Source organism: Gammaproteobacteria bacterium, from assembly GCA_013816845.1.
Classification (GTDB): Bacteria; Pseudomonadota; Gammaproteobacteria; order DSM-16500; family DSM-16500; genus Aquicella.
Window position 1 is genome coordinate 702,675 of the sequence record JACDDU010000001.1, and the last position, 20,411, is coordinate 723,085.

Annotated in this window: 18 protein-coding genes; 8 read left to right on the top strand and 10 right to left on the bottom strand. The window is 41.0% G+C overall.

Annotated elements, in window-relative coordinates; translation table 11 throughout:
* Positions 1–51: 51 nt before the first annotated feature.
* From H0W64_03240 to H0W64_03250, 3 genes are read right to left on the bottom strand one after another with little or no spacing between them, the layout of a single operon-like run.
* Positions 52–1,389 carry a replication-associated recombination protein A gene (locus tag H0W64_03240; protein MBA3660718.1) on the bottom strand — a complete coding sequence of 446 codons (1,338 nt, stop codon included), beginning with the start codon at positions 1,387–1,389 and terminating at the stop codon, positions 52–54.
* Positions 1,364–2,026, bottom strand: a complete 663-nt coding sequence (lolA, locus tag H0W64_03245) for an outer membrane lipoprotein chaperone LolA (protein MBA3660719.1) — start codon at positions 2,024–2,026, stop codon at positions 1,364–1,366. The genes H0W64_03240 and lolA overlap by 26 nt, the downstream gene beginning before the upstream one ends.
* A gap of 21 nt (positions 2,027–2,047) precedes the next feature.
* A complete protein-coding gene (locus tag H0W64_03250; protein ID MBA3660720.1) occupies positions 2,048–4,339 on the bottom strand; it encodes a DNA translocase FtsK 4TM domain-containing protein in 2,292 nt (763 codons plus the stop codon).
* 93 nt (positions 4,340–4,432) lie between these two features.
* Between H0W64_03250 and trxB the strand changes: the two genes are divergently transcribed.
* On the top strand, positions 4,433–5,395 hold the full coding sequence (gene trxB, locus H0W64_03255; GenBank protein MBA3660721.1) for a thioredoxin-disulfide reductase: 963 nt from the start codon (positions 4,433–4,435) through the stop codon (positions 5,393–5,395).
* 70 nt (positions 5,396–5,465) lie between these two features.
* Positions 5,466–5,720, top strand: coding sequence for a translation initiation factor IF-1 (infA, locus tag H0W64_03260; GenBank protein ID MBA3660722.1), 255 nt, complete (start codon positions 5,466–5,468; stop codon positions 5,718–5,720).
* 230 nt (positions 5,721–5,950) lie between these two features.
* On the opposite strand, the gene clpA is transcribed toward infA, so the two are convergent.
* From clpA to icd, 3 genes are all read right to left on the bottom strand, one after another.
* On the bottom strand, positions 5,951–8,230 hold the full coding sequence (clpA, locus tag H0W64_03265; GenBank protein MBA3660723.1) for an ATP-dependent Clp protease ATP-binding subunit ClpA: 2,280 nt from the start codon (positions 8,228–8,230) through the stop codon (positions 5,951–5,953).
* Positions 8,231–8,248: 18 nt separating this feature from the next.
* Positions 8,249–8,572 carry an ATP-dependent Clp protease adapter ClpS gene (clpS, locus tag H0W64_03270; protein MBA3660724.1) on the bottom strand — a complete coding sequence of 108 codons (324 nt, stop codon included), beginning with the start codon at positions 8,570–8,572 and terminating at the stop codon, positions 8,249–8,251.
* 399 nt (positions 8,573–8,971) lie between these two features.
* Entirely contained in the window at positions 8,972–10,228 is a 1,257-nt protein-coding gene (gene icd / locus H0W64_03275; GenBank protein MBA3660725.1) for an NADP-dependent isocitrate dehydrogenase, read from the bottom strand.
* Between the two features lie 174 nt (positions 10,229–10,402).
* On the opposite strand from icd, the gene mnmA reads away from it, so the two are divergent.
* Genes mnmA through H0W64_03295 form a run of 4 tightly spaced genes read left to right on the top strand, consistent with a single transcriptional unit; the run spans position 10,403 to position 14,376 of the window.
* Positions 10,403–11,479, top strand: a complete 1,077-nt coding sequence (mnmA, locus tag H0W64_03280) for a tRNA 2-thiouridine(34) synthase MnmA (protein MBA3660726.1) — start codon at positions 10,403–10,405, stop codon at positions 11,477–11,479.
* A 19-nt stretch (positions 11,480–11,498) separates the two neighbouring features.
* Positions 11,499–12,866, top strand: a complete 1,368-nt coding sequence (purB, locus tag H0W64_03285; protein MBA3660727.1) for an adenylosuccinate lyase — start codon at positions 11,499–11,501, stop codon at positions 12,864–12,866.
* A gap of 28 nt (positions 12,867–12,894) precedes the next feature.
* Positions 12,895–13,842, top strand: a complete 948-nt coding sequence (locus H0W64_03290) for a hypothetical protein (protein ID MBA3660728.1) — start codon at positions 12,895–12,897, stop codon at positions 13,840–13,842.
* Between the two features lie 18 nt (positions 13,843–13,860).
* Positions 13,861–14,376: a hypothetical protein gene (locus H0W64_03295; GenBank protein ID MBA3660729.1), complete on the top strand. Its 516-nt coding sequence runs from the start codon at positions 13,861–13,863 to the stop codon at positions 14,374–14,376.
* A 15-nt stretch (positions 14,377–14,391) separates the two neighbouring features.
* Here the strand turns inward: H0W64_03295 and H0W64_03300 are convergent, their stop codons facing one another.
* From H0W64_03300 to msbA, 4 genes are read right to left on the bottom strand one after another with little or no spacing between them, the layout of a single operon-like run.
* Positions 14,392–14,904, bottom strand: a complete 513-nt coding sequence (locus H0W64_03300; protein ID MBA3660730.1) for a DUF962 domain-containing protein — start codon at positions 14,902–14,904, stop codon at positions 14,392–14,394.
* 42 nt (positions 14,905–14,946) lie between these two features.
* Positions 14,947–15,387: a protease inhibitor I42 family protein gene (locus H0W64_03305; protein MBA3660731.1), complete on the bottom strand. Its 441-nt coding sequence runs from the start codon at positions 15,385–15,387 to the stop codon at positions 14,947–14,949.
* A complete protein-coding gene (locus H0W64_03310; GenBank protein MBA3660732.1) occupies positions 15,378–16,409 on the bottom strand; it encodes a tetraacyldisaccharide 4'-kinase in 1,032 nt (343 codons plus the stop codon). The genes H0W64_03305 and H0W64_03310 overlap by 10 nt, the downstream gene beginning before the upstream one ends.
* Complete coding sequence (msbA, locus tag H0W64_03315; protein ID MBA3660733.1) at positions 16,402–18,219, bottom strand: lipid A export permease/ATP-binding protein MsbA; 1,818 nt, start codon at positions 18,217–18,219, stop codon at positions 16,402–16,404. Before msbA ends, H0W64_03310 begins: the two co-directional genes overlap by 8 nt.
* Positions 18,220–18,381: 162 nt before the next feature.
* Between msbA and dapD the strand changes: the two genes are divergently transcribed.
* The gene (gene dapD, locus H0W64_03320; GenBank protein ID MBA3660734.1) at positions 18,382–19,206 is read left to right on the top strand and encodes a 2,3,4,5-tetrahydropyridine-2,6-dicarboxylate N-succinyltransferase; all 825 of its coding nucleotides are present in this window, start codon (positions 18,382–18,384) and stop codon (positions 19,204–19,206) included.
* Position 19,207: 1 nt separating this feature from the next.
* The gene (gene dapE, locus H0W64_03325; GenBank protein ID MBA3660735.1) at positions 19,208–20,350 is read left to right on the top strand and encodes a succinyl-diaminopimelate desuccinylase; all 1,143 of its coding nucleotides are present in this window, start codon (positions 19,208–19,210) and stop codon (positions 20,348–20,350) included.
* Positions 20,351–20,411: the final 61 nt, after the last annotated feature.

Sequence of the window (20,411 nt, forward strand, 5' to 3'; positions counted from 1 at the left end):
ATAGATACGGTGGCTAAATTAATTTTTTCTATCCACCGTATCTTAGCAGGATCACTTTTGCCGGGCTTTACGATCAAGCTCACGGAAATAAGCTAATCTTTCTTTTATTTTTGTCTCAAGACCACGATCGGTCGGTTCATAAAATTGATGCGAACTCATTTCCTTGGGTAAGTAAAATTCTCCAGCTGCATAAGCTTCTGGTTCATCATGAGCATATCGATATGTCTTGCCATAGTTTAAATCTTTCATGAGTTTGGTGGGTGCATTGCGTAAATGCAAGGGCACTTCGAGCGATCCCAATTGTTTAGCAGCCTTCATTGCAGTATTGAATGCTACATAAACTGCGTTACTTTTGGGTGCACATGCTAAATAAATTACAGCTTCAGCAAGTGCAAGCTCACCCTCCGGTGAACCAAGCCTTTCATAAATATCGCAGGATTGTAGGGTCATTTGCATTGCTCTCGGGTCTGCAAGGCCAATGTCTTCATTAGCCATGCGCATTAAGCGTCTACCGATATAACGGGGGTCACATCCTCCATCAAGCATACGGCAAAACCAATACAATGCAGCATCAGGGGAAGAGCCCCGAACAGATTTATGTAAAGCAGAAATCTGATCATAAAAAGCTTCGCCTTGCTTATCAAAGCGTCGCAAACTTACTTGTAACACCTCAGCTAGCAATTCTTTCGTTACGGATAATTGACCGCCCTGCTCTTGAGCAAGATCCGCTAAGATTTCTAATAAATTGAGAACTTGCCTTGCATCACCATCTGCCGCACCAACTAAAATTGTTTGGAGTTCAAGAGAAATTTCTAATGCTAATTGACCCAGACCGCGCACCTTATCCGTGAGGGCTTGTTTTAGTATCGTTAGTAATTCTTCTTCAGATAATCTTTTTAAAACATATACTCGGGTTCGGGAAAGTAACGCACTATTTAATTCAAAAGATGGATTTTCCGTTGTCGCCCCAATTAAAATAAAAGTTCCGTCTTCAACATAGGGTAAGAAAACATCTTGTTGTGCTTTGTTAAATCGATGAACTTCATCAATAAAAAGAATTGTGGCACGATTTTCTTTTTCTTTAGTGAATCTTGCATTTTCAACAGCTTGACGGATATCTTTGACACCACTAAAAATGGCTGATAAGCGTACGAATTTAGCCTGCGTTTGATTTGTCATTAACTGAGCTAGGGTTGTCTTCCCTGTCCCAGGCGGACCCCATAAAATCATGGAATGCAAAACGCCTTGCTCAATTGCGACACGCAAAGGTTTTCCTTTACCCAAAATATGGGTTTGGCCTACAAATTCATCTAAGGTCTGAGGCCGCATTCGGGTTGCAAGAGGGATTATAGCTTTTTCAATATTAGCTTGGTTTTTTTCTTGTTTCATCAATAACGTCTACGCCTGATGGAGCTTTAAATGTAAAAGTACTGTCGGGTATCGGATGGTTCACAGCTGCATGACTAAATTGAATTTTCGTAATATGACCTAACTGATCTTGCAATTGCATGGCTTGGATTTGATTTTGTTTAAACCCCAATCGCATTAAGGCAAACATACTTTCTTTTTTACGGGGTTTAAGTTCAAACCAACGCACCCCATCCGTCGTAGGTGGAGAAGCTGTGACAAAAAAATCTTTTTCGATAGTCGTGCTTACATGACTTAACAATAAAGCGGGGGTTTCGCCAACCGCTTTTTGCAAGGTTTGGACCACAACTTGCTGTAAATCGGGATCATAAATCCAAAGGGTTGTACCATTTGCAATAATAAGCTGCGGAATGGGTTTTTTTACTTGCCAACGAAATTTTCCAGGGCGGACAAAGGACATGCTACCCAAAGATGATTGCACAGCTTTATTGCGATCGTCATAAACCACTTGTTTAAAATCTGCTTGCATCGACTGCACTGCATTAAGCTTCGATTCAAAATCGGTACTTGTAGCCCAGATTGAGGCAGATAAAAAATAAATCACAGTTGCAAGGATCGTGAGGTGAGGGAAAAAGCGGATAGTATTTAATTTAGACATATGGGCTCAGTTCTAAAAAAGTTAGGTGCTAGGCGCGGATGCTGCTAAAACTTCTCGGCTCCCGGTGTGATCTACAGCGCTGACAACACCCGCAACTTCCATTTCTTCCATCATCCGGGCAGCACGATTATAACCTATTCGCAGCCTACGTTGAACTAAAGAGATAGAGGCTCGACGAGTCTCAGTCACAATACGTACAGCTTGGTCATAAAGCGGATCTTGCTCACCCCCGCCCTGGGTATCATTCATGCCGCCACTATCTAGTCTTTCTTCAGTGATGTCCTCGAGATAACGGGGTTCGCCGTAGGAACGCCAAGCCGCCACGACCCGATGCACTTCATCATCCGCAACATAGGCACCGTGAACACGGACAGGTAATCCAGCACCAGGTGGCATATAAAGCATATCGCCATGCCCTAACAACTGTTCAGCTCCTTGCTGATCCAATATAGTTCTTGAATCAATACGGGATGAAACTTGAAAAGCTACGCGCGTTGGGATGTTTGCTTTAATCAAGCCGGTAATGACATCGACTGAAGGCCTTTGGGTGGCAAGGATTAAATGAATACCTGCAGCGCGTGCTTTTTGCGCGATACGTGCAATTAAATCTTCAACTTTCTTACCAACCACCATCATCATGTCAGCTAACTCATCGGCTATCACAACAATAATAGGTAAAGGTTCAAGGAAAGCACGCGCCGAAGCTTCATCTGTCACGAGCGTCCCTGGCATGGGAAGCGGTTGACCTTGTTTATTTGCATCATAAACTTTTTGATTATAGCCGCTTAAGTTTCGCACACCCAGTGACGCCATTAAGCGGTAGCGTTTATCCATTTCTGCAACGCACCACCGCAAAGCATTGGCAGCATCTTTCATATCGGTAATAACCGGCGTTAATAAATGTGGGATACCTTCATAAACAGAAAGCTCAAGCATTTTGGGATCAATTAATATTAAACGTAATTGCTCGGGTGTCGCTTTAAATAACATACTCAACAACATTGCATTTAAACATACAGATTTGCCCGACCCAGTTGTACCTGCGACTAAAAGATGCGGCATTTTTACTAAATCAACAACGACAGATGCCCCAGCAATATCTTTCCCTAATACAAGACTGACAGGAGATCGAGATTGTGAAAACCGCGGTGTTTCTAATATTTCTCTGAGTGTGACTAATTCCCGATTTTCATTGGGAATTTCCAAACCAATGACTGATTTTCCTGGAATAACTTCGACAACCCTGACGCTTACCGCGGAAAGTGAACGCGCGATATCTTTTGCAAGCCCTGTAATTTTGCTTACTTTAATACCGGGAGCAAGTTCTAATTCAAAACGCGTAATAACCGGGCCGGGATGAACTGCTACAACTTTTGCTTCTACACCAAAGTCTGCTAAACGTTGCTCAACCAATCTCGAAAGTTCTTCAAAGGAAATATTGGCAAACGCCTTTTCCACATGGGCAGGTGGGGGATTTAATAAACTTAACGGCGGCAAATGACCGGGTAATAATTTTATACTGGGATCAATATCAACTGGCTTTTTCTTCTCGCGTGGCGGGTCGAGTTTCGCAACAACCACAGGCTTGACTAATGAAAGTGAAGTGAGTCTATTTTGAAGGGTGGACGAGACTTGCGGAAGGATAACGTTATTCACTTCCGGCTTAACAACCAATTCTAACTTCTTACGAAGTCGAAAGTTTTTTGCCTGGCGCCATGTTTTCAAACAACCTGCTTTCATCAATCCGAGCCAAGAAAGACCTGTAACTAAAGTAACACCGCACAGAAACATCGTGATAAATAGTAGGGTTGTTCCAGTTTTGTTAAAAAGTCGTGAAAATCCTCTTCCCACTAAATCGCCTAAAATACCACCCCCACTCGCGGGTAGCGTCACGGTTGCGCCGTAATAAAAACTCATCAATCCGCACACGCCCATAATTATAAAAGCGGTACCACTCGCTTTATAGATCCATTCCCTTCTGTCGGTGGGTTCCGATTCACGTTCTTGTAATCCCAACCAACCAAAGAAAATAATTACAAAGGGTACAAAGAAAGAAGTCATCCCGAAAAGAGATAAAAAGAGGTCTGCCATATAAGAGCCTACGCGACCGCCCCAATTCATGACATTACTACTGCTTCCCGAACTTGACCAACTTGGATCGACAGTGTGATAAGTTACAAGTGATATAAACAAAAAAATGCCGCAAGCAAGCGCAAGTAGAAATAATCCTTCCTGCAAACGATGGCGCATCTGAACGGACAGGGGTCGTCGAGACTTATTACTATTAGCCGATTTATAACGATTCTTCATCATGAATAATCTTTTGAAAATATTGGGTTTACCCATCTTCTCGGTTCTCGTACTATATACTACCTTGATAGTGGATAGGAATAACGAGAAGAAAGAATGCCAAATGTACAACACCACCGATTAATCATTTTAGGTTCAGGCCCTGCTGGCTGGACCGCTGCAGTTTATGCTGCGCGTGCTAATTTAAATCCTGTCTTAATTACCGGTTTAATACCCGGTGGACAATTAAGTCTCACCACAGACGTTGACAATTGGCCTGGCGGACCTGAAAAATTACAAGGTCCAGACTTAATGCAAAACATGAAAGATCATGCTTTGCGATTTAATACCAAAGTTATTCACGACGACATCACTTTTGCCGATCTGCAATCAAAACCTTTTACCTTAAAAGGCGAGCACACTTACACGAGCGATGCTTTAATTATTGCGACAGGGGCGAGCGCAAAGTATCTAGGGTTAGCGTCTGAGGATGCCTACAAAGGTCGCGGAGTATCAGCTTGCGCTACTTGTGATGGTTTTTTTTACCGTAACCAAAAAGTTGCAGTTGTTGGCGGCGGTAACACAGCCGTAGAAGAAACCCTTTATCTCTCTAATCTTGCAAGTCAGGTTACCCTTATCCATCGGCGTAATAAATTACGCGCTGAAAAAATGTTAATTGATCGTTTAATGCAAAAAGTAGAAACGGGAAAAATTGAGATCCTTTGGGATAGTAAAATTGAAGAAGTTCTTGGTGATCCCCAAGGCGTAAATGGCATTCGGATAAAAAATATAGAAACGAACGAGGAAAAAAAGGTAGATGTAACTGGCCTTTTTATTGCCATTGGTCATAAACCCAACACCGATATTTTCAGCAATCAACTGGATATGGAAAATGGCTACCTGAAAGTTAAAGGTGGCATTGGTCCTGGCGCAACTTTAACTAACATCGCGGGCGTCTTTGCCGCAGGGGATGTCTCAGATCCAACGTATAGACAAGCCATAACTGCCGCAGGATCAGGGTGTATGGCCGCTCTTGATGCAGATAAGTATTTAGATGAATTAGGATTAATTAATAACTAAGCCTATTATTATTAAAAATCTATCATTGAAGTGATATACTCCGGCTTCCCTAACTTGAGACATAGAAAAGATGGCAAAAGAAGAACAAATTGAAATGGAAGGAACGGTGGTTGATACACTTCCTAATACCATGTTCCGCGTTGAACTTGAAAATGGTCATGTTGTATTAGCTCACATTTCCGGAAAAATGCGCAAAAACTACATCCGTATTTTGAAAGGCGATAAAGTGACGGTAGAAATGACACCGTATGACTTATCCAAAGGTCGCATTACATTCCGTCACAAAGAAGGCTCCCCGCGACCTACTCCCGCTAAAGAAGAGTAAACTTTTAGATTGAATGCTCACATTTGAATCAGCAGGAAGCCTCAATTTTGGTTACGCCATGATGAATTGAGGCTGCTCTCACTTCATTGAATCACCCGACGCTTTCCTACCTTTCCCTTGATTGCACCTGGATTTAAATAAAAATATTTCAGATCAAGTGATGTGAGTCTGCTAAATCGTAAACAATAAAAAGCCCTATGCGAGGAGGAGTGTGCATAGGGCTTCGTTTCTTAATTTACGTTAGTAACAGGTGTTCCTAACGTATCTTCGATAACGAAATCAAGCTTACCTCTCTTGGTCGTAACTTTGACATGGCCACCGTTACTTAATTTACCAAATAACAATTCTTCAGCCAGTGGCTTTTTGATTTGTTCTTGAATTAGTCTTGCCATGGGTCGCGCTCCCATTTTTTTATCATACCCATTTTTTGCAAGCCAAGAGCGAGCGTCAGCATCTACTTCTAAAATAACGCGACGCATTTCTAATTGTCCTTCTAATTCCGCGACAAATTTATTAACGACAGAGAGTATCGTTTTGGAATCTAAAGATTTAAATTGAATAATTGCATCCAGCCGGTTGCGAAATTCTGGAGAGAAAACGCGATGAACAGCAGCCATGACTTCGGCACCATTATTATCTAAAGCGGTAAAACCAATATTCCCTTTGTCGACGGACTCTGCGCCTGCGTTTGAAGTCATGATTAAAATGGTGTGACGAAAATCAGTTTTGCGTCCATTCATATCAGTTAAAGTGCCATGATCCATAATTTGTAATAACAAATTATAAACATCAGGATGCGCTTTCTCAATTTCATCTAATAAGACCACTGAATGCGGTGCTTTATTAACTGCCTCTGTTAACATCCCCCCTTCATCATACCCAACGTATCCTGGCGGAGCGCCAATAAGACGCGATACGGAATGACGTTCCATGTATTCCGACATGTCAAAGCGCAATAATTCTACGCCTAAGTTTTTAGCGAGTTGTTTTGAAACTTCGGTTTTACCTACCCCTGTTGGCCCGACAAACATAAAGGAACCAATGGGTTTATTCGGATCTCGCAAACCTGAGCGCGCAAGCTTAACTGCAGCACCCAACGTTTCAATAGATTCATCTTGACCGTAAATCATCATTTTTAAATCGCGAGTTAAGTTTCTTAATACTTCTCGATCCGAAGCTGATACATTTCGTTCAGGAATACGTGCAATTTTGGCGACCATTTTTTCTATATCTACCACTTCAATAATTTTTTTACGATCAACTTCAGGTAATAAATATTGATACGCACCAACCTCATCAACAAGGTCAATCGCTTTATCAGGCAAATGTCTGTCATTGATATAGCGTGCAGCTAAGCGAGCTGCTGCATCTAATGCTTCATCAGTATATTTAATTTTATGATGTGCTTCAAACCGTCCACGTAAACCTTTCAAAATCTCAATGGATTGTTCAATAGTAGGTTCGCTTACATTAATGCGTTGAAACCTTCGATCTAGTGCATGATCCTTTTCAAAGATACTACGATATTCTTTATAAGTTGTTGAGCCGATACAAGTAAGCTCTCCTGAAGCTAATAATGGTTTAATGAGATTTGAGACATCCATGAGACCGCCTGAGGCCGCACCTGCACCAATGATGGTATGGATTTCATCAATAAATAATACTGCACCTTTTTGTTCTTTTAACTGATGCAGTACACTCTTTAATCGTTTTTCAAAATCACCGCGATACTTAGTTCCAGCCAGCAAGCTGCCTAAATCGAGAGAATAGATAACGCTTTCTTCCAGTACTTCGGGTACTTTCTTTTCAACAATTAATCGGGCAAGACCTTCAGCAATCGCTGTTTTACCAACACCCGCTTCACCGACTAAAAGTGCATTATTTTTGCGACGACGACAAAGCACTTGAATAGTTCGTTCAATTTCTTCTTCTCGGCCAATGAGTGGATCAATAAGACCGAGCTTTGCTCTTGAATTAAGATTGGCAGTATAGAGTTCAAGCGGACTACTCCCCTCATCACCCCCATCACCTTCTTCATTGAATTGAGTGAAAGGACGATCAGTGGAACTTGGTTTTGTTCTTGCTAAACCATGAGCAATGAAATTAATAACATCAAGACGACTTATATTTTCTTGGCGAATAAAGTAAACACTTTGGCTTTCTTGTTCACTAAAAATTGCGGCTAAAATGTTACTCCCTGTCACTTCTGTTTTACCGGATGACTGGACTTGGAAGACGGCACGTTGAATGACACGTTGGAAACCCAGAGTTGGTTGTGTATCGCGGTCATGAATATTAAGTGGAATAAGCGGCGTGGTTCGATCAATAAACTCAACTAAATTACTACGTAAACGGTTAATGTTAGCGCCGCATGCTTTTAATACTTCTAACGCAGAAGTATTATCAAGGAGCGCAAGTAGTAAATGCTCAACCGTTACAAATTCATGACGCTTACTACGGGCTTCTTTAAAAGCCACATTAAGCGTGTACTCAAGTTCTTTATCCAACATGAAACGCTCCTCCTCGTTTTACTCATGAGCTGCCTCCATGCTACAAATGAGTGGATGCTCGTGATTACGCGCATAACTAAGGGTTAGTGTTATTTTAGTTTCCGCAACATCTTTCGTAAAAACGCCGCATGCTGCTTTACCCTTCATATGTGCTTCAAGCATCGTGCTTGTTGCCTTGACTCTGTCCATGTTAAAAAACTTTTCTAATAACGCCACGACAAATTCCATGGGTGTATAGTGATCATTGTGAATTAGGATTAGGTAGAGTTGAGGTTCACTATTGGTGACCTCTGGTTGTACCACCCAATGCTCTGTACAATTATTAATCACCTCACTTTTCATATGTATATACCTTCTTATAGACTATAAAAATCAGATTTTCCTTAAGGGGAAAAATATATTTTCGAATGAGAATGTGCTTTAAATAAGGGGTATAATATAAAGATTCTTAAAGAAAAAATCTGTATAATATGTATTCATTTAGGACTTTTTAAATACAAGCCCTACTAAAGATGAGAATTGAAGGTTCTAGTTATCTGTTTATCGCTGCCGGCTCACCCCAAAATGATTTGAAAATTCGCTAAAAAAGCGTAAAACAATTTTTAGCGCTTAAATTTTTTGTTATAAATTGAATGGCTTGGAAGCAATACGCTTCGCGCTCTTCCCGGGTGAAGGCAAGCACCCGGGAAACTATTAGAATGGGCGTAAGTTCTGTACTTTTTAGCAATTAGACTTGGAACGCTACATATGCTTTATGATGGCCTCGCCAAACCCCGATGTACTCACTTCCTGAGCCTTGTCCATTAATCTAGCAAAATCATAGGTCACTGTTCTTGCTTTGATAGCTCCTTCTACCCCTTTTAAGATGCAATCAGCCGCTTTATTCCATTGCATGTGTCGTAACATCATTTCTGCGGAGAGAATAAGTGAGCCTGGGTTAACTTTATCTTGGCCTGCGTATTTGGGAGCAGTACCGTGTGTTGCTTCGAATAAAGCCACTTTATCGCCAATATTTGCCCCTGGTGCAATACCAATTCCGCCGACTTGAGCTGCTAAGGCATCCGAAATGTAGTCACCATTTAAATTTAGCGTCGCAATCACGCTATAATCTTCAGGTCGAAGCAAGATTTGCTGCAAAAATGCATCAGCAATAACATCTTTAATAACAATATCTTTATCCGTGTTTGGATTTTTTAGGATTCGCCAAGGACCTTTATCCAATAACTGAGCGCCAAATTCTTTCTCAGCAACTTCGTATCCCCAATCACGAAAGGCACCTTCTGTATATTTCATAATGTTACCTTTATGAACAAGTGTTACCGAATCACGTTCATTATCGATAGCATATTGAATAGCGGCACGAACTAATCTTGCGGTTCCTTCTTGGGAAACAGGCTTGATGCCAATGCCACAGTGATTAGGAAAACGGATTTTGCTGATATGCATTTCATTGCGCAAAAATTCGATCACTTTTTTAGCTTCAGCAGAGTCGGCTTGCCACTCAATCCCGGCATAAATATCTTCGGAATTTTCCCGAAAAATAACCATGTTAGTTTTCCATGGTTCTTTAACTGGGCTTGGAACCCCTTCGAAGTAACGAATAGGTCGCAAACAAGTATAGAGATCAAGCTCTTGTCGTAATGCTACATTTAAAGAGCGAATGCCACCACCGACTGGCGTAGTTAAAGGCCCTTTAATAGCAACTGCAAATTCGTTAAGTGCGACGAGGGTCTCTTTCGGGAGCCACTCATCTTGCCCATATACTTTTGTAGCTTTTTCACCGGCATATATTTCCATCCAATTGATTTTACGTGTTTTTCCGTACGCTTTGGCAATCGCTGCATCCACCACTTTAATCATCACCGGCGTAATATCCACACCGATTCCATCGCCCTCGATGAAAGGAATAATGGGATTATTTGGCACTGTGATTGTCATATCTCTATTTATTGTCACCTTAGCGCCATCACTAGGAATTTGAATGTGTTGATAGCTCATGTTTTGATCCTGTCTGTAGAATGTTAAAATTAAGCGCATAGTACCAAGCGACCTTTATGCAAACAACTAAATCAAATCAATCACTTTGAGGGAAGTCATATAAACTACTTTTTGTTATGATAGGGAAGGTAAATAACGCGCAAGACTAATTGAATCAAGTGATGCGATCATAATATGACTCCTTCTTTCGTCATCGTAGGCTTATCCGGCGGGGTGGACTCCTCTGTCGCTGCCTATTTGCTCAAAAAAGCCGGCCACCATGTGGAAGCTGTTTTCATGAAGAATTGGGAAGAAGACGACACCGAGGATTTTTGTCCAGCAGCTGCTGATTACAAAGATGCGCAAGCCGTCAGTGATTTGTTAGGCATTGAATTACATTGTGTCAATTTTGCGGCTGAATATTGGCAATCTGTCTTCGATGACTTCCTACGCGAACATCAAGCTTTTCGCACGCCCAATCCGGATGTTCTTTGTAATAAAGAAATTAAATTTAAAGCTTTTTTAGATTATGCGAAAAATCGTGGCGCTGATTACATTGCCACAGGTCATTATGCCCGTCTAGAAAAAGTAGGCGATGTTACACGATTATTAAAAGGATTAGATGCTGACAAAGATCAAAGTTATTTTTTACATGCCGTTCAACATACCCAACTGAGACAAAGCCTTTTCCCCCTAGGTCATTTACAAAAAAGTGAAGTGCGTGCGATGGCAAAATCGTTAGGATTAGTCACTGCAACAAAAAAAGATAGCACGGGTATTTGTTTTATTGGCGAACGCAAATTCAAAAGCTTTTTGCAAGATTTTATGCAAGAACAACCCGGGTCAATTGAAACCCTGGAAGGGGAAGTCATCGGCCAGCACCAAGGTTTAATGTTTTATACGGTCGGTCAGAGACAAGGTTTGAATATTGGCGGCATGAAAGGCAAAATTGAAGCAGCATGGTATGTTGCACATAAAGATATTAAACGCAATGTATTGCAAGTCGTACAAGGTGAAGCACATCCTGCACTTTTTAAAGCGTCTTTAACCGTCCAATCGATCCACTGGATCAATCACCCACCCGAACCCACCCTTCCTTTGAGCGCGAAAATTCGTTACCGACAAACAGATCAACCCTGTCAGATTGAACCCCTGCCATCCGGTCATTTCAAAGTTAACTTCCATCAAAAACAACGCGCTGTTACGCCAGGACAATCTGTTGTGTTTTACCAGGATGATATTTGCTTGGGTGGTGGTATTATTGAAAGCTAGATTTATCGAGGAGGGTTTTATGGATACTGCTGTTTTGATGGCCATTTCACCGCTTGACGGTCGCTATCAAGAAAAACTTACGTGTTTACGTCCTGTATTTAGTGAATACGGATTAATCAAGTTTCGCTTGATGGTGGAAATCAAATGGCTGCAAATGCTTATCGAATTCGGCAATCTTCCTGAGTTACCTCGTTTATCACCCCATGCGAATAAAATTTTAGAAGATATGATTGAGAATTTTTCCCTACAAGATGCAGCACGCGTCAAGCATATTGAATCTGGTATTAACCACGATGTAAAAGCACTGGAATATTTCATCAAAGAACATATCGGTGGGAATGCTGAACTCGCCAAACTTACAGAATTTATTCACTTTGGGTGCACCTCTGAAGATATCAATAATCTTGCTTATGGACTGATGCTTCAAGCAGCTCGAACGCAATGTATTTTACCGGCACTTGATGAACTTTTATTACTATTACGTAAATTTGCCCACACCTACGCTGCTTTGCCCATGCTTGCAAGAACGCACGGACAAGCAGCAAGCCCAACGACTGTTGGGAAAGAAATTGCCAATGTCATTAGTCGATTACAACGTCAAATCGATCAATTACTGAGTGCACCCATCTTAGGAAAAATGAATGGCGCCTCGGGGAATTACAACGCATTGCAAATTGCTTATCCGGATGTTAATTGGCAAATTTTGGCTAAGAATTTCATTGCAAAACTTGGACTGACTTGGAACCCTTATACGACGCAGATCGAACCCCATGACGCTATGGCGGAATTTTTTGCTATTATCATGCGCATTAATACGATTTTAATTGATTTTAGTCGTGACGTTTGGGGTTACATTGCGATCCAGTACTTCAAACAAAAATCTTATGCAAATGAAGTGGGTTCCTCTACTATGCCGCATAAAGTCAATCCCATTGATTTTGAAAATGCGGAAGGCAATTTAGGAATTGCCAATGCTTTATTCGATCACATGATACAAAAACTACCGATTTCAAGATGGCAACGTGATCTATCAGATTCAACGGTTTTGCGAAACATTGGCGTTGCGATCAGCCATGCGATTTTAGCTTATCAAGCCATTTGTAAAGGTGTTGGAAAGTTAGAACCTAATCTTCAAGTCATTGAAAATGATTTAGAGCAACATTGGGCCGTATTAGCCGAAGCGATTCAAACGATTATGCGTCGTTATCAATTAGAAGCTCCCTATGAACAATTAAAAACATTAACGCGGGGTAAAGTAATTGATAAAATGACTTTGCATACATTTATTAATACACTTGATTTGCCCCAGGATGTAAAAAAACAATTGCTTGATTTAACGCCTGCCAGCTATATCGGTTATGCGCAAGAATTAGCGAAACGTATTTAAAATGTAGTACTTAATTATAGGACATGGAATGTCGAAATCTGTATACCGTAAGTTACGCGATAAACTTGATGCCTGGCTGTCTGACGAACCGCCACCTACCAATATCATGCCTTATGATTTTAATCGGCTGAAATTTGAGATTCGTCCCGGCGATGTCTTAATTATCGAAGGTCGCAGTCGGGTGAGTAAAATTATTCGCACGATTACCCAAAGCCCCTGGACCCACGCCGCGCTTTATATTGGTCGCTTGATTGATATTGAAGATGAAAGTTTGCAACAAATGATTCGCAGTCATGCTGATGTTAAAGATAATACGCGGCTTATTATTGAAGATTTACTTGATCACGGTACGGTCATCACTCCACTTAATTTCTATCATCACCATCACATTCGTATTTGTCGACCGATAGGCATCACGCCTTCTGATTTGCACTTAGTCATGAGTTATGCCATCAAAGCACTCGGCCAGCCGTACAATGTTAGACACTTGTTGGATCTTGCGCGATTTTTATTGCCGTGGTCCATCTTACCCAGACGTTGGGGATCAACTCTTTTTCGTACGTCGCAAGGGGAAGCAGAAAGCGGTATTTGTTCATCATTAATCGCCGAGGCTTTTTCTTCGGTGCAATTTCCTATCCTGCCTTACGTTAAACAAAATGATGAGCTTGAAGTTGAAATGTATAATCGAAATCCTTATCTCTACACGCCTAAAGATTTTGATTACTCCCCCTACTTCGAAATCATTAAATATCCTTTGTTTAATCCGGAAGAACCGCTTCCCTACTATCGACGTTTACCCTGGTCTAAAAGTGGTTTAATCCATCATGATCACGGTGTTCTCTTGGCGCCACACCACAATCGTGCAAGAAAAATAGTGACAGAAACAGTTAAAAATCCCTCTACCTCAAAAAACAAAGAGCAGGAGAAAAAGGCAGTATTAGAAAAGCTCCCTCCGTCCGATGATGGTAAAGAATGATCTCAATAAGGAAAACAAATGAAATCCAAATTATTATTTATAAGCGCTATGTTTTTGACGCAAACATCTTACGCTTTTTTTTGTCCCAGTAATTTTAATCAAATTGATTTTGGTTATACACCTGAACAAGTCGTTGCCCAGTGTGGCAAGCCGGATAAAGAAGAAACTGAAGAAGTTACACCTGAAGGACCCCAAGAATGGAATTACTACATTCCACAAACAGTTGCGACAGGTACCGCAGGCCAAGAGCAAGGGACACTTAAAACCCAAATGACGTTTGACGCAGCGGGAAAAGCAGTAAATATTAGTGTTAATGGAATTGGCGTCGGTTCAACCACGATCTGCGGCCTTCCTGTACGATTAGGTGACACACGCGATCAAATTAAGAATGCTTGCGGTGATCCTACGCTTGTCAATAAACAAACCACACCTGCTAATTCCCCTGAAAAGAAAAAGGTTACTACTTTTACTTATATGTCGACGCCGCCTGGTGTGTTGGTCTTTGAAGATGGACGCCTTACCCAAAAGCAATAAGTATAACCGGCAAAATTAAGGGATTATTTTAGAGTTTTTGAGCTGATGATATAAATCTAAGAATGGAAAAAAGAAAATTAAAACAAAAATCATGGGGTTGTACGTTTGAAAAAATTCATCAAACTCAGCACCCAAATTAGCTTTTTTATTTTCATAAACGTGATGACCCACGCGAATTTGAATAAATACACCCGCAGCAAAAAGACCTAGGGCGCAAAGCATGTCCATCCATGCAGAAGTCGAAAATGGATAATAACTTGCAATATACCAACACCCTGTTAAATAAGCTGAAACAATTAACCCTACCGGCAAATGAATGAGCGTATAAATAATACTTAAGAATATAATAAAGACCAACGCAATATTAATGCCTTGATCGAAACCGGATACGGTTCCTATTGCTAGCAATTTAATCATGGCAAACAATTGAATAGGCGTTGCAATATAATGAGCAATTTGGTTACCCGTTTCTTGATGAAAAGTTTGGTGAATAGCGTAACGATTTTGCCAATTAAAAATTCCATGCATGTTCTTCTTCCTTAAACTCAAAATAGTTATTTTATCTGATTATCATTCGCTACTCTTCAGTGAAACGCTAAAAACCAATTGCGTAGAGTTATCAGCACTAGACCAGGGTCGTGCGTAAACCATCCGAATTGTAGTTTGATGGGGCACGGTAAATGCAGTTGGTTTTGCTTTAAATACCCAAACTTCATAACTGGGTGCGCCAATAAGCTTTTGCTCAGGCTGCGTAAAACTGTGCTTAACTGGCGTAATTAAATCATGGTTATAATCTCGAAGAAACCATGCATACCCTGTTGTTGGATTTGATTTTAGTTTGATCGTAAAAACAGGTTGGTCTGAAGTGACGGTAATACTTTGTTTGGCTTCTGAATAAACATGATCAGCAGGTTGAGCAGGAGCTGTTTCATCGCTAGGATTCTGTGCCGCATGAGACTGTGAACTTAATAACAAGGTTGCAAAGCTTAGGATGATGGTTTTTAATCGCATGATGGACCTCCGGCATTTTTTAAAGTTTGAAGCAAATCTTGAGCAAAGATAGGGCTTATTTTAACAGCGATGCCAAGATACCAATAGCGCTCGTCTGCAAATGTCCTACATTTGGTGGCATCTTTTTCAGTCATGATAATAGGTAAGCGATCGTCAAATTTAAAATCTTCTTCTTTAAACAAATAGTGATCAGGAAAAATATGCGGGATGACTTTTAATCCTGCTTTGCGTAGAGCGCTAAAAAAACGTTCCGGGTGACCAATCGCCGCGACTGCATGAACGGTTTGATGGGCAAAATTTGTGAGAAATTGCTTAGTTTCCTCATCATACAGTGAGACTAAGTGTCTTGCTTCAACCGACATGGTGGCTTCTTTCGTGTTGCCATTAATCACTTGGAAAGTAACTTGCTTTAATCGTTTAATAGGTTCTCGCAAGGGACCTGCCGGAAGTAAATGCTTATTACCAAAACCTCTTTGTTCATCAATAATGGCGATTTCAATATGTCGACCCAGTCGATAATGTTGTAAACCATCATCACTAATTACGACATCGCAAGGATACTGTTGAAGTAAAGCACGCACCGCAGCAACTTTATTTTTGCAAATAACCACAGGACATCGCACTGATTTTTGTAAGAGAATGGCTTCATCGCCCACCCGCTGGGGCAGATCACTCAATTGCACAAAGTGCGGTGTATTAGATAAAATGCCTCCTACCCCACGCGTAACAATACCTGGTGCGTAACCCTGCTCTGTTAAGTAATGGGCAAGCCAAATGACAAAGGGTGTTTTGCCCGTTCCGCCTACGGTAATGTTACCTACAATAATTGTGGGTACAGAAAAAGTATAAGAAGACATAATCCCGTGACGATAAAGAAAACGTCGTAGCATCACAATGAAACCGAATAACCAAGCAAGGGGAAGTAGAGGTAATGAAAAAAAAGAGAACGTGCGTTGATACCAATAGCGACTTGGATCAAATAATTTCAAACTTAATCGCAACTGATTCAACTTACTAAGCATGCGTCAATACAGCTTCAAATGCTAAGGGTTCTACCGGTGAAATCGTTTCTAAGTCTTTAAATTGCATACGATACAATTTGGCGTAATGACCTTCTTGCCGTAATAGATCGGCATGGGTGCCCTGCTCAATTAAACGTCCATCCTCCAATACGATAATGTTATCTGCATGCTCAACCGTCGAAAGACGATGAGCAATGACAAGGGTTGTGCGGTTTTTCATTAAAGTGTCTAAAGCAGATTGGATGAAACGTTCTGATTCAGTATCCAACGCAGACGTTGCTTCATCTAGAATTAAAATAGGTGCATTACGCAAAATTGCGCGGGCAATCGCAATCCGTTGGCGTTGACCGCCAGATAATAAAACACCGTTTTCACCGATTAATGTTTGTAAACCTTGCGGGAGCGCGTCGACAAATTCCATGACATACGCCGCTTTAGCAGCAGCAATCACTTCTGCTTCTGTAACTTCCCCAAACCGACCATACGCAATATTGTTATAAACCGTATCATGAAACAATGTTACATTTTGCGAAACAATTGCAAATTGACGCCGCAAATCTTTCAATCGGTAATCCCGTAATGAAATACCATCCAGTTTAATTTCACCTTCATATTGATCATAAAATCGTGGCAATATACTAACAATCGTTGATTTGCCACTTCCAGAGCGTCCAACTAAAGCAACAACTTTTCCCGGTAAAATATTAAAATTAATGTGATGTAAAATCTTTTTATCCACATCATAATTAAAACTTACATTATTAAAACTTATCTCGCCTTGCGCTCGGATTAAGGGTATTTTTCCTTCGTCCACTTCGCACTTCTCATCTAAAATTTCAAATACACTTTGTGCTCCTGCTAAGCCGCGATATAACTTATTCTGAACAAAGGCTAAGTCCTTCATTGGCTTTAATATCATTAACATTGCCCCGATCATAGAAACAAAACCACCGGGAGTAAGTAACGATTCTGCTATATCGAGCGTTGCAATATAGAGAGTAAATGACATTGCTGAAACGGTGATAAGTTGCACTGCCGAGACGCCAATAGAGCGCGACACGACAACTTTCATTTCGCGTTGATAATTAATGCGTGCAGCCTTATTAAATTTCTCTGCTTCAAATTGTTGACCTTCAAAAGCACGGACAACTTTATATCCTTCGATATTTTCTTCTGTATGGTGGCTTAAATCACCAATGGAATCTTGAATACTTAAGCTCAATCTTCGAATACGTAAACTAACGATACGCATGATAATGGCAACAACGGGAATGATAATGAAATACATTAACGTTAATTTCCAACTAATTGAAAACATCACGATGATCAAACCCATGATGAGAAACACAGACTGTATGGCCGTGGTTAAAACATCTGCGCTTGCATTAGCAACTTGATCCACACCGTATAATAAAATGGAAAGCATTTTGCCGGTGGTCGTATGATCATAAAAGCGGGCGGGTAACTTTTGCAAATGGCTAAATAAATCTTGGCGCAAAAGCATAATCACACTGCGCGATGCTTTAGCGATACAATAATTGGAAAAGAAATTGGCAATGCCACGCAATAAGAAAACACCCATCACGATAAAGGGTGCCATTAATAAAAAGTGATGATTTTTAGCAACTAAGCCTTCATTCAAAAGGGGTTTCAGAAAATAAATAAACCAGGCATCGACGGAGGAATAAAGCATGCTCGCAATGATGGCAACCACCAATGCGCGCCAATAGCGTTTCACATAAACAAACAAGCGTTTATAGATAAAAGCCGCATTAAAAATTTTTCGATTTTCTAATTTTTTTTCAGACATGAGTGATTTTCAGCTAGATATCAAAAAGAGACGTATCCTATCATAGAATATTTATACGATGTAGACGAGGGTTGACAATTGAAACCCAATCTCATCACTATAACTGATTCGTTTCATCGAGCTGAATATTGCCTTTATTTGTAGCAACTTTAAGGACCTGTCATGCAAGCTCTACAAGCAATCATTGATAATGCCTTTGAAAATCGTCTTGCCTTATCACCCAGTAACGTCCCCGACCACACGAAACAGGCTGTAAGCGAAGTGATCAATCTCCTTGATGCGGGGATTTTGCGTGTTGCAGAAAAAACAACAGAAGGTTGGCAGCTAAATGAGTGGTTAAAAAAAGCCGTTTTACTCTTTTTTCGCATCCATTCAAACGAAGTGATGTCAGGTCAATTTACGCAGTTTTTTGATAAAGTTCCGTTGAAATATGCGGCATTAACGCATGAGGAATTAACCGAAGATGGTGTCCGCATTGTGCCACCAGCAACCGTGCGTAAAGGTGCTTTTATTGCAAGAAATACCGTTTTAATGCCTTCTTATATCAACATTGGGGCCTACATTGATACTGGGACCATGGTTGATACGTGGGCTACAGTTGGTTCTTGTGCCCAAATTGGTAAGAATGTACATCTTTCGGGTGGTGTGGGTATTGGCGGCGTACTTGAGCCCTTACAATCCCTCCCAACTATCATTGAAGACCATTGTTTTATTGGCGCTCGATCAGAAATCGTTGAAGGTGTCGTGGTCGAAGAAGGCTCTGTTATTTCGATGGGAGTTTATATTGGCCAAAGCACAAGGATCTATCATCGCGAAACCGGCGAAACGACTTATGGCCGCATTCCTGCAGGTAGTGTCGTCGTACCTGGGAATCTACCTAGCAAAGATGGAAAATACAGTTTATATTGCGCTGTTATTGTAAAACAAGTTGATGAAAAAACGCGCAGCAAAACTTCTCTCAATGAATTATTACGGTATGAAGCTTAATATGTCGTCCGACAATGCTCTAGATCTATTGAAACAACTTATCGCTTGCCCCTCACTTACCCCTCATGATGCGGGATGCCAAAACTTAATCAAAGCGCGACTCATGGCAGCTGGCTTCACTTGCGAAACCCATCAGTTTGAAGATGTGACAAATCTATGGGCAACATATGGTTCTGGGGCACCGCTTTTTGTTTTCGCAGGCCATACTGATGTTGTACCAACCGGTCCGCTTACAGATTGGCGCACCCACCCCTTTACCGCTGTTATCGAAAATGATCACCTCATTGGACGGGGTGCTTGTGATATGAAAGGACCTCTTGCATCAATGGTCGTCGCTGCTGAACAGTGGGTTACCGAACACCCGAGCTTTAAGGGAACGATTGCATTTTTACTCACGAGTGATGAAGAAGGTCCAGCCTTGCATGGCACCCGAAAGATGCTAGACGTTTTGCAAACGCGTCATTTACAAATTAATTATTGTATTATTGGCGAACCAAGTAGTGTGGATCTTGTGGGCGATCAAATTCGTGTTGGTCGACGCGGCTCTCTGCACGGTAAATTAACTGTGCATGGCAAACAAGGACATGTTGCGCATCCTCATCTAGCAGAGAATCCGATTCATCGCGCGGCACGCTGTTTGCATGAACTTGCCCACTCTATTTGGGATCAAGGTAATGCTGACTTTCCCCCTACTACATTTCAAATCACCAATTTACACAGTGGCACAGGCGCTCTCAACATTGTTCCTGGCCATCTTGAATCAACTTTTAATTTTAGATTTTCAACCGCTATAACCATTGATGAGTTAAAAAAACGCACTACGCAGATTCTTGATCAGGCAGACTTAAAATATGATTTGGATTGGCATTTGGGTGGCGAACCATTCTTGACGCAACAAGGCCACCTCATTAAAGCGGCTGTCGATTCAATCAGAGAAATTACAGGGCTTGAGACAAAATTATCAACAGGCGGTGGAACCTCAGATGGAAGATTTATTGCACCCACCGGTGCTGAAGTCGTTGAACTTGGACCTTCGCATGCAACTGCACATCAAGTGAATGAATCAATACGAGTCCAAGATGTCTTGACGCTTACTAAAATTTACCAATCTATTTTAAATCAACTACTCATAAAAAATTCTTGATACGTAAACGTTTGCATCTCACGCCATTCTGGATTAACCTTACGCGCAGTTTAAACTTGAA

Excerpts from the sequence above, each read along its gene's own strand:
- dapE (MBA3660735.1), top strand. The coding sequence starts at position 19,208 with ATGTCGTCCGACAATGCTCTAGATCTATTGAAACAACTTATCGCTTGC.
- mnmA (MBA3660726.1), top strand. The coding sequence starts at position 10,403 with ATGACTCCTTCTTTCGTCATCGTAGGCTTATCCGGCGGGGTGGACTCC.
- clpA (MBA3660723.1), bottom strand. The coding sequence starts at position 8,230 with ATGTTGGATAAAGAACTTGAGTACACGCTTAATGTGGCTTTTAAAGAA.
- purB (MBA3660727.1), top strand. The coding sequence starts at position 11,499 with ATGGATACTGCTGTTTTGATGGCCATTTCACCGCTTGACGGTCGCTAT.
- lolA (MBA3660719.1), bottom strand. The coding sequence starts at position 2,026 with ATGTCTAAATTAAATACTATCCGCTTTTTCCCTCACCTCACGATCCTT.
- H0W64_03305 (MBA3660731.1), bottom strand. The coding sequence starts at position 15,387 with ATGCGATTAAAAACCATCATCCTAAGCTTTGCAACCTTGTTATTAAGT.
- msbA (MBA3660733.1), bottom strand. The coding sequence starts at position 18,219 with ATGTCTGAAAAAAAATTAGAAAATCGAAAAATTTTTAATGCGGCTTTT.
- clpS (MBA3660724.1), bottom strand. The coding sequence starts at position 8,572 with ATGAAAAGTGAGGTGATTAATAATTGTACAGAGCATTGGGTGGTACAA.
- dapD (MBA3660734.1), top strand. The coding sequence starts at position 18,382 with ATGCAAGCTCTACAAGCAATCATTGATAATGCCTTTGAAAATCGTCTT.
- H0W64_03295 (MBA3660729.1), top strand. The coding sequence starts at position 13,861 with ATGAAATCCAAATTATTATTTATAAGCGCTATGTTTTTGACGCAAACA.
- infA (MBA3660722.1), top strand. The coding sequence starts at position 5,466 with ATGGCAAAAGAAGAACAAATTGAAATGGAAGGAACGGTGGTTGATACA.
- H0W64_03250 (MBA3660720.1), bottom strand. The coding sequence starts at position 4,339 with ATGATGAAGAATCGTTATAAATCGGCTAATAGTAATAAGTCTCGACGA.
- icd (MBA3660725.1), bottom strand. The coding sequence starts at position 10,228 with ATGAGCTATCAACACATTCAAATTCCTAGTGATGGCGCTAAGGTGACA.
- H0W64_03290 (MBA3660728.1), top strand. The coding sequence starts at position 12,895 with ATGTCGAAATCTGTATACCGTAAGTTACGCGATAAACTTGATGCCTGG.
- trxB (MBA3660721.1), top strand. The coding sequence starts at position 4,433 with ATGCCAAATGTACAACACCACCGATTAATCATTTTAGGTTCAGGCCCT.
- H0W64_03240 (MBA3660718.1), bottom strand. The coding sequence starts at position 1,389 with ATGAAACAAGAAAAAAACCAAGCTAATATTGAAAAAGCTATAATCCCT.
- H0W64_03300 (MBA3660730.1), bottom strand. The coding sequence starts at position 14,904 with ATGCATGGAATTTTTAATTGGCAAAATCGTTACGCTATTCACCAAACT.
- H0W64_03310 (MBA3660732.1), bottom strand. The coding sequence starts at position 16,409 with ATGCTTAGTAAGTTGAATCAGTTGCGATTAAGTTTGAAATTATTTGAT.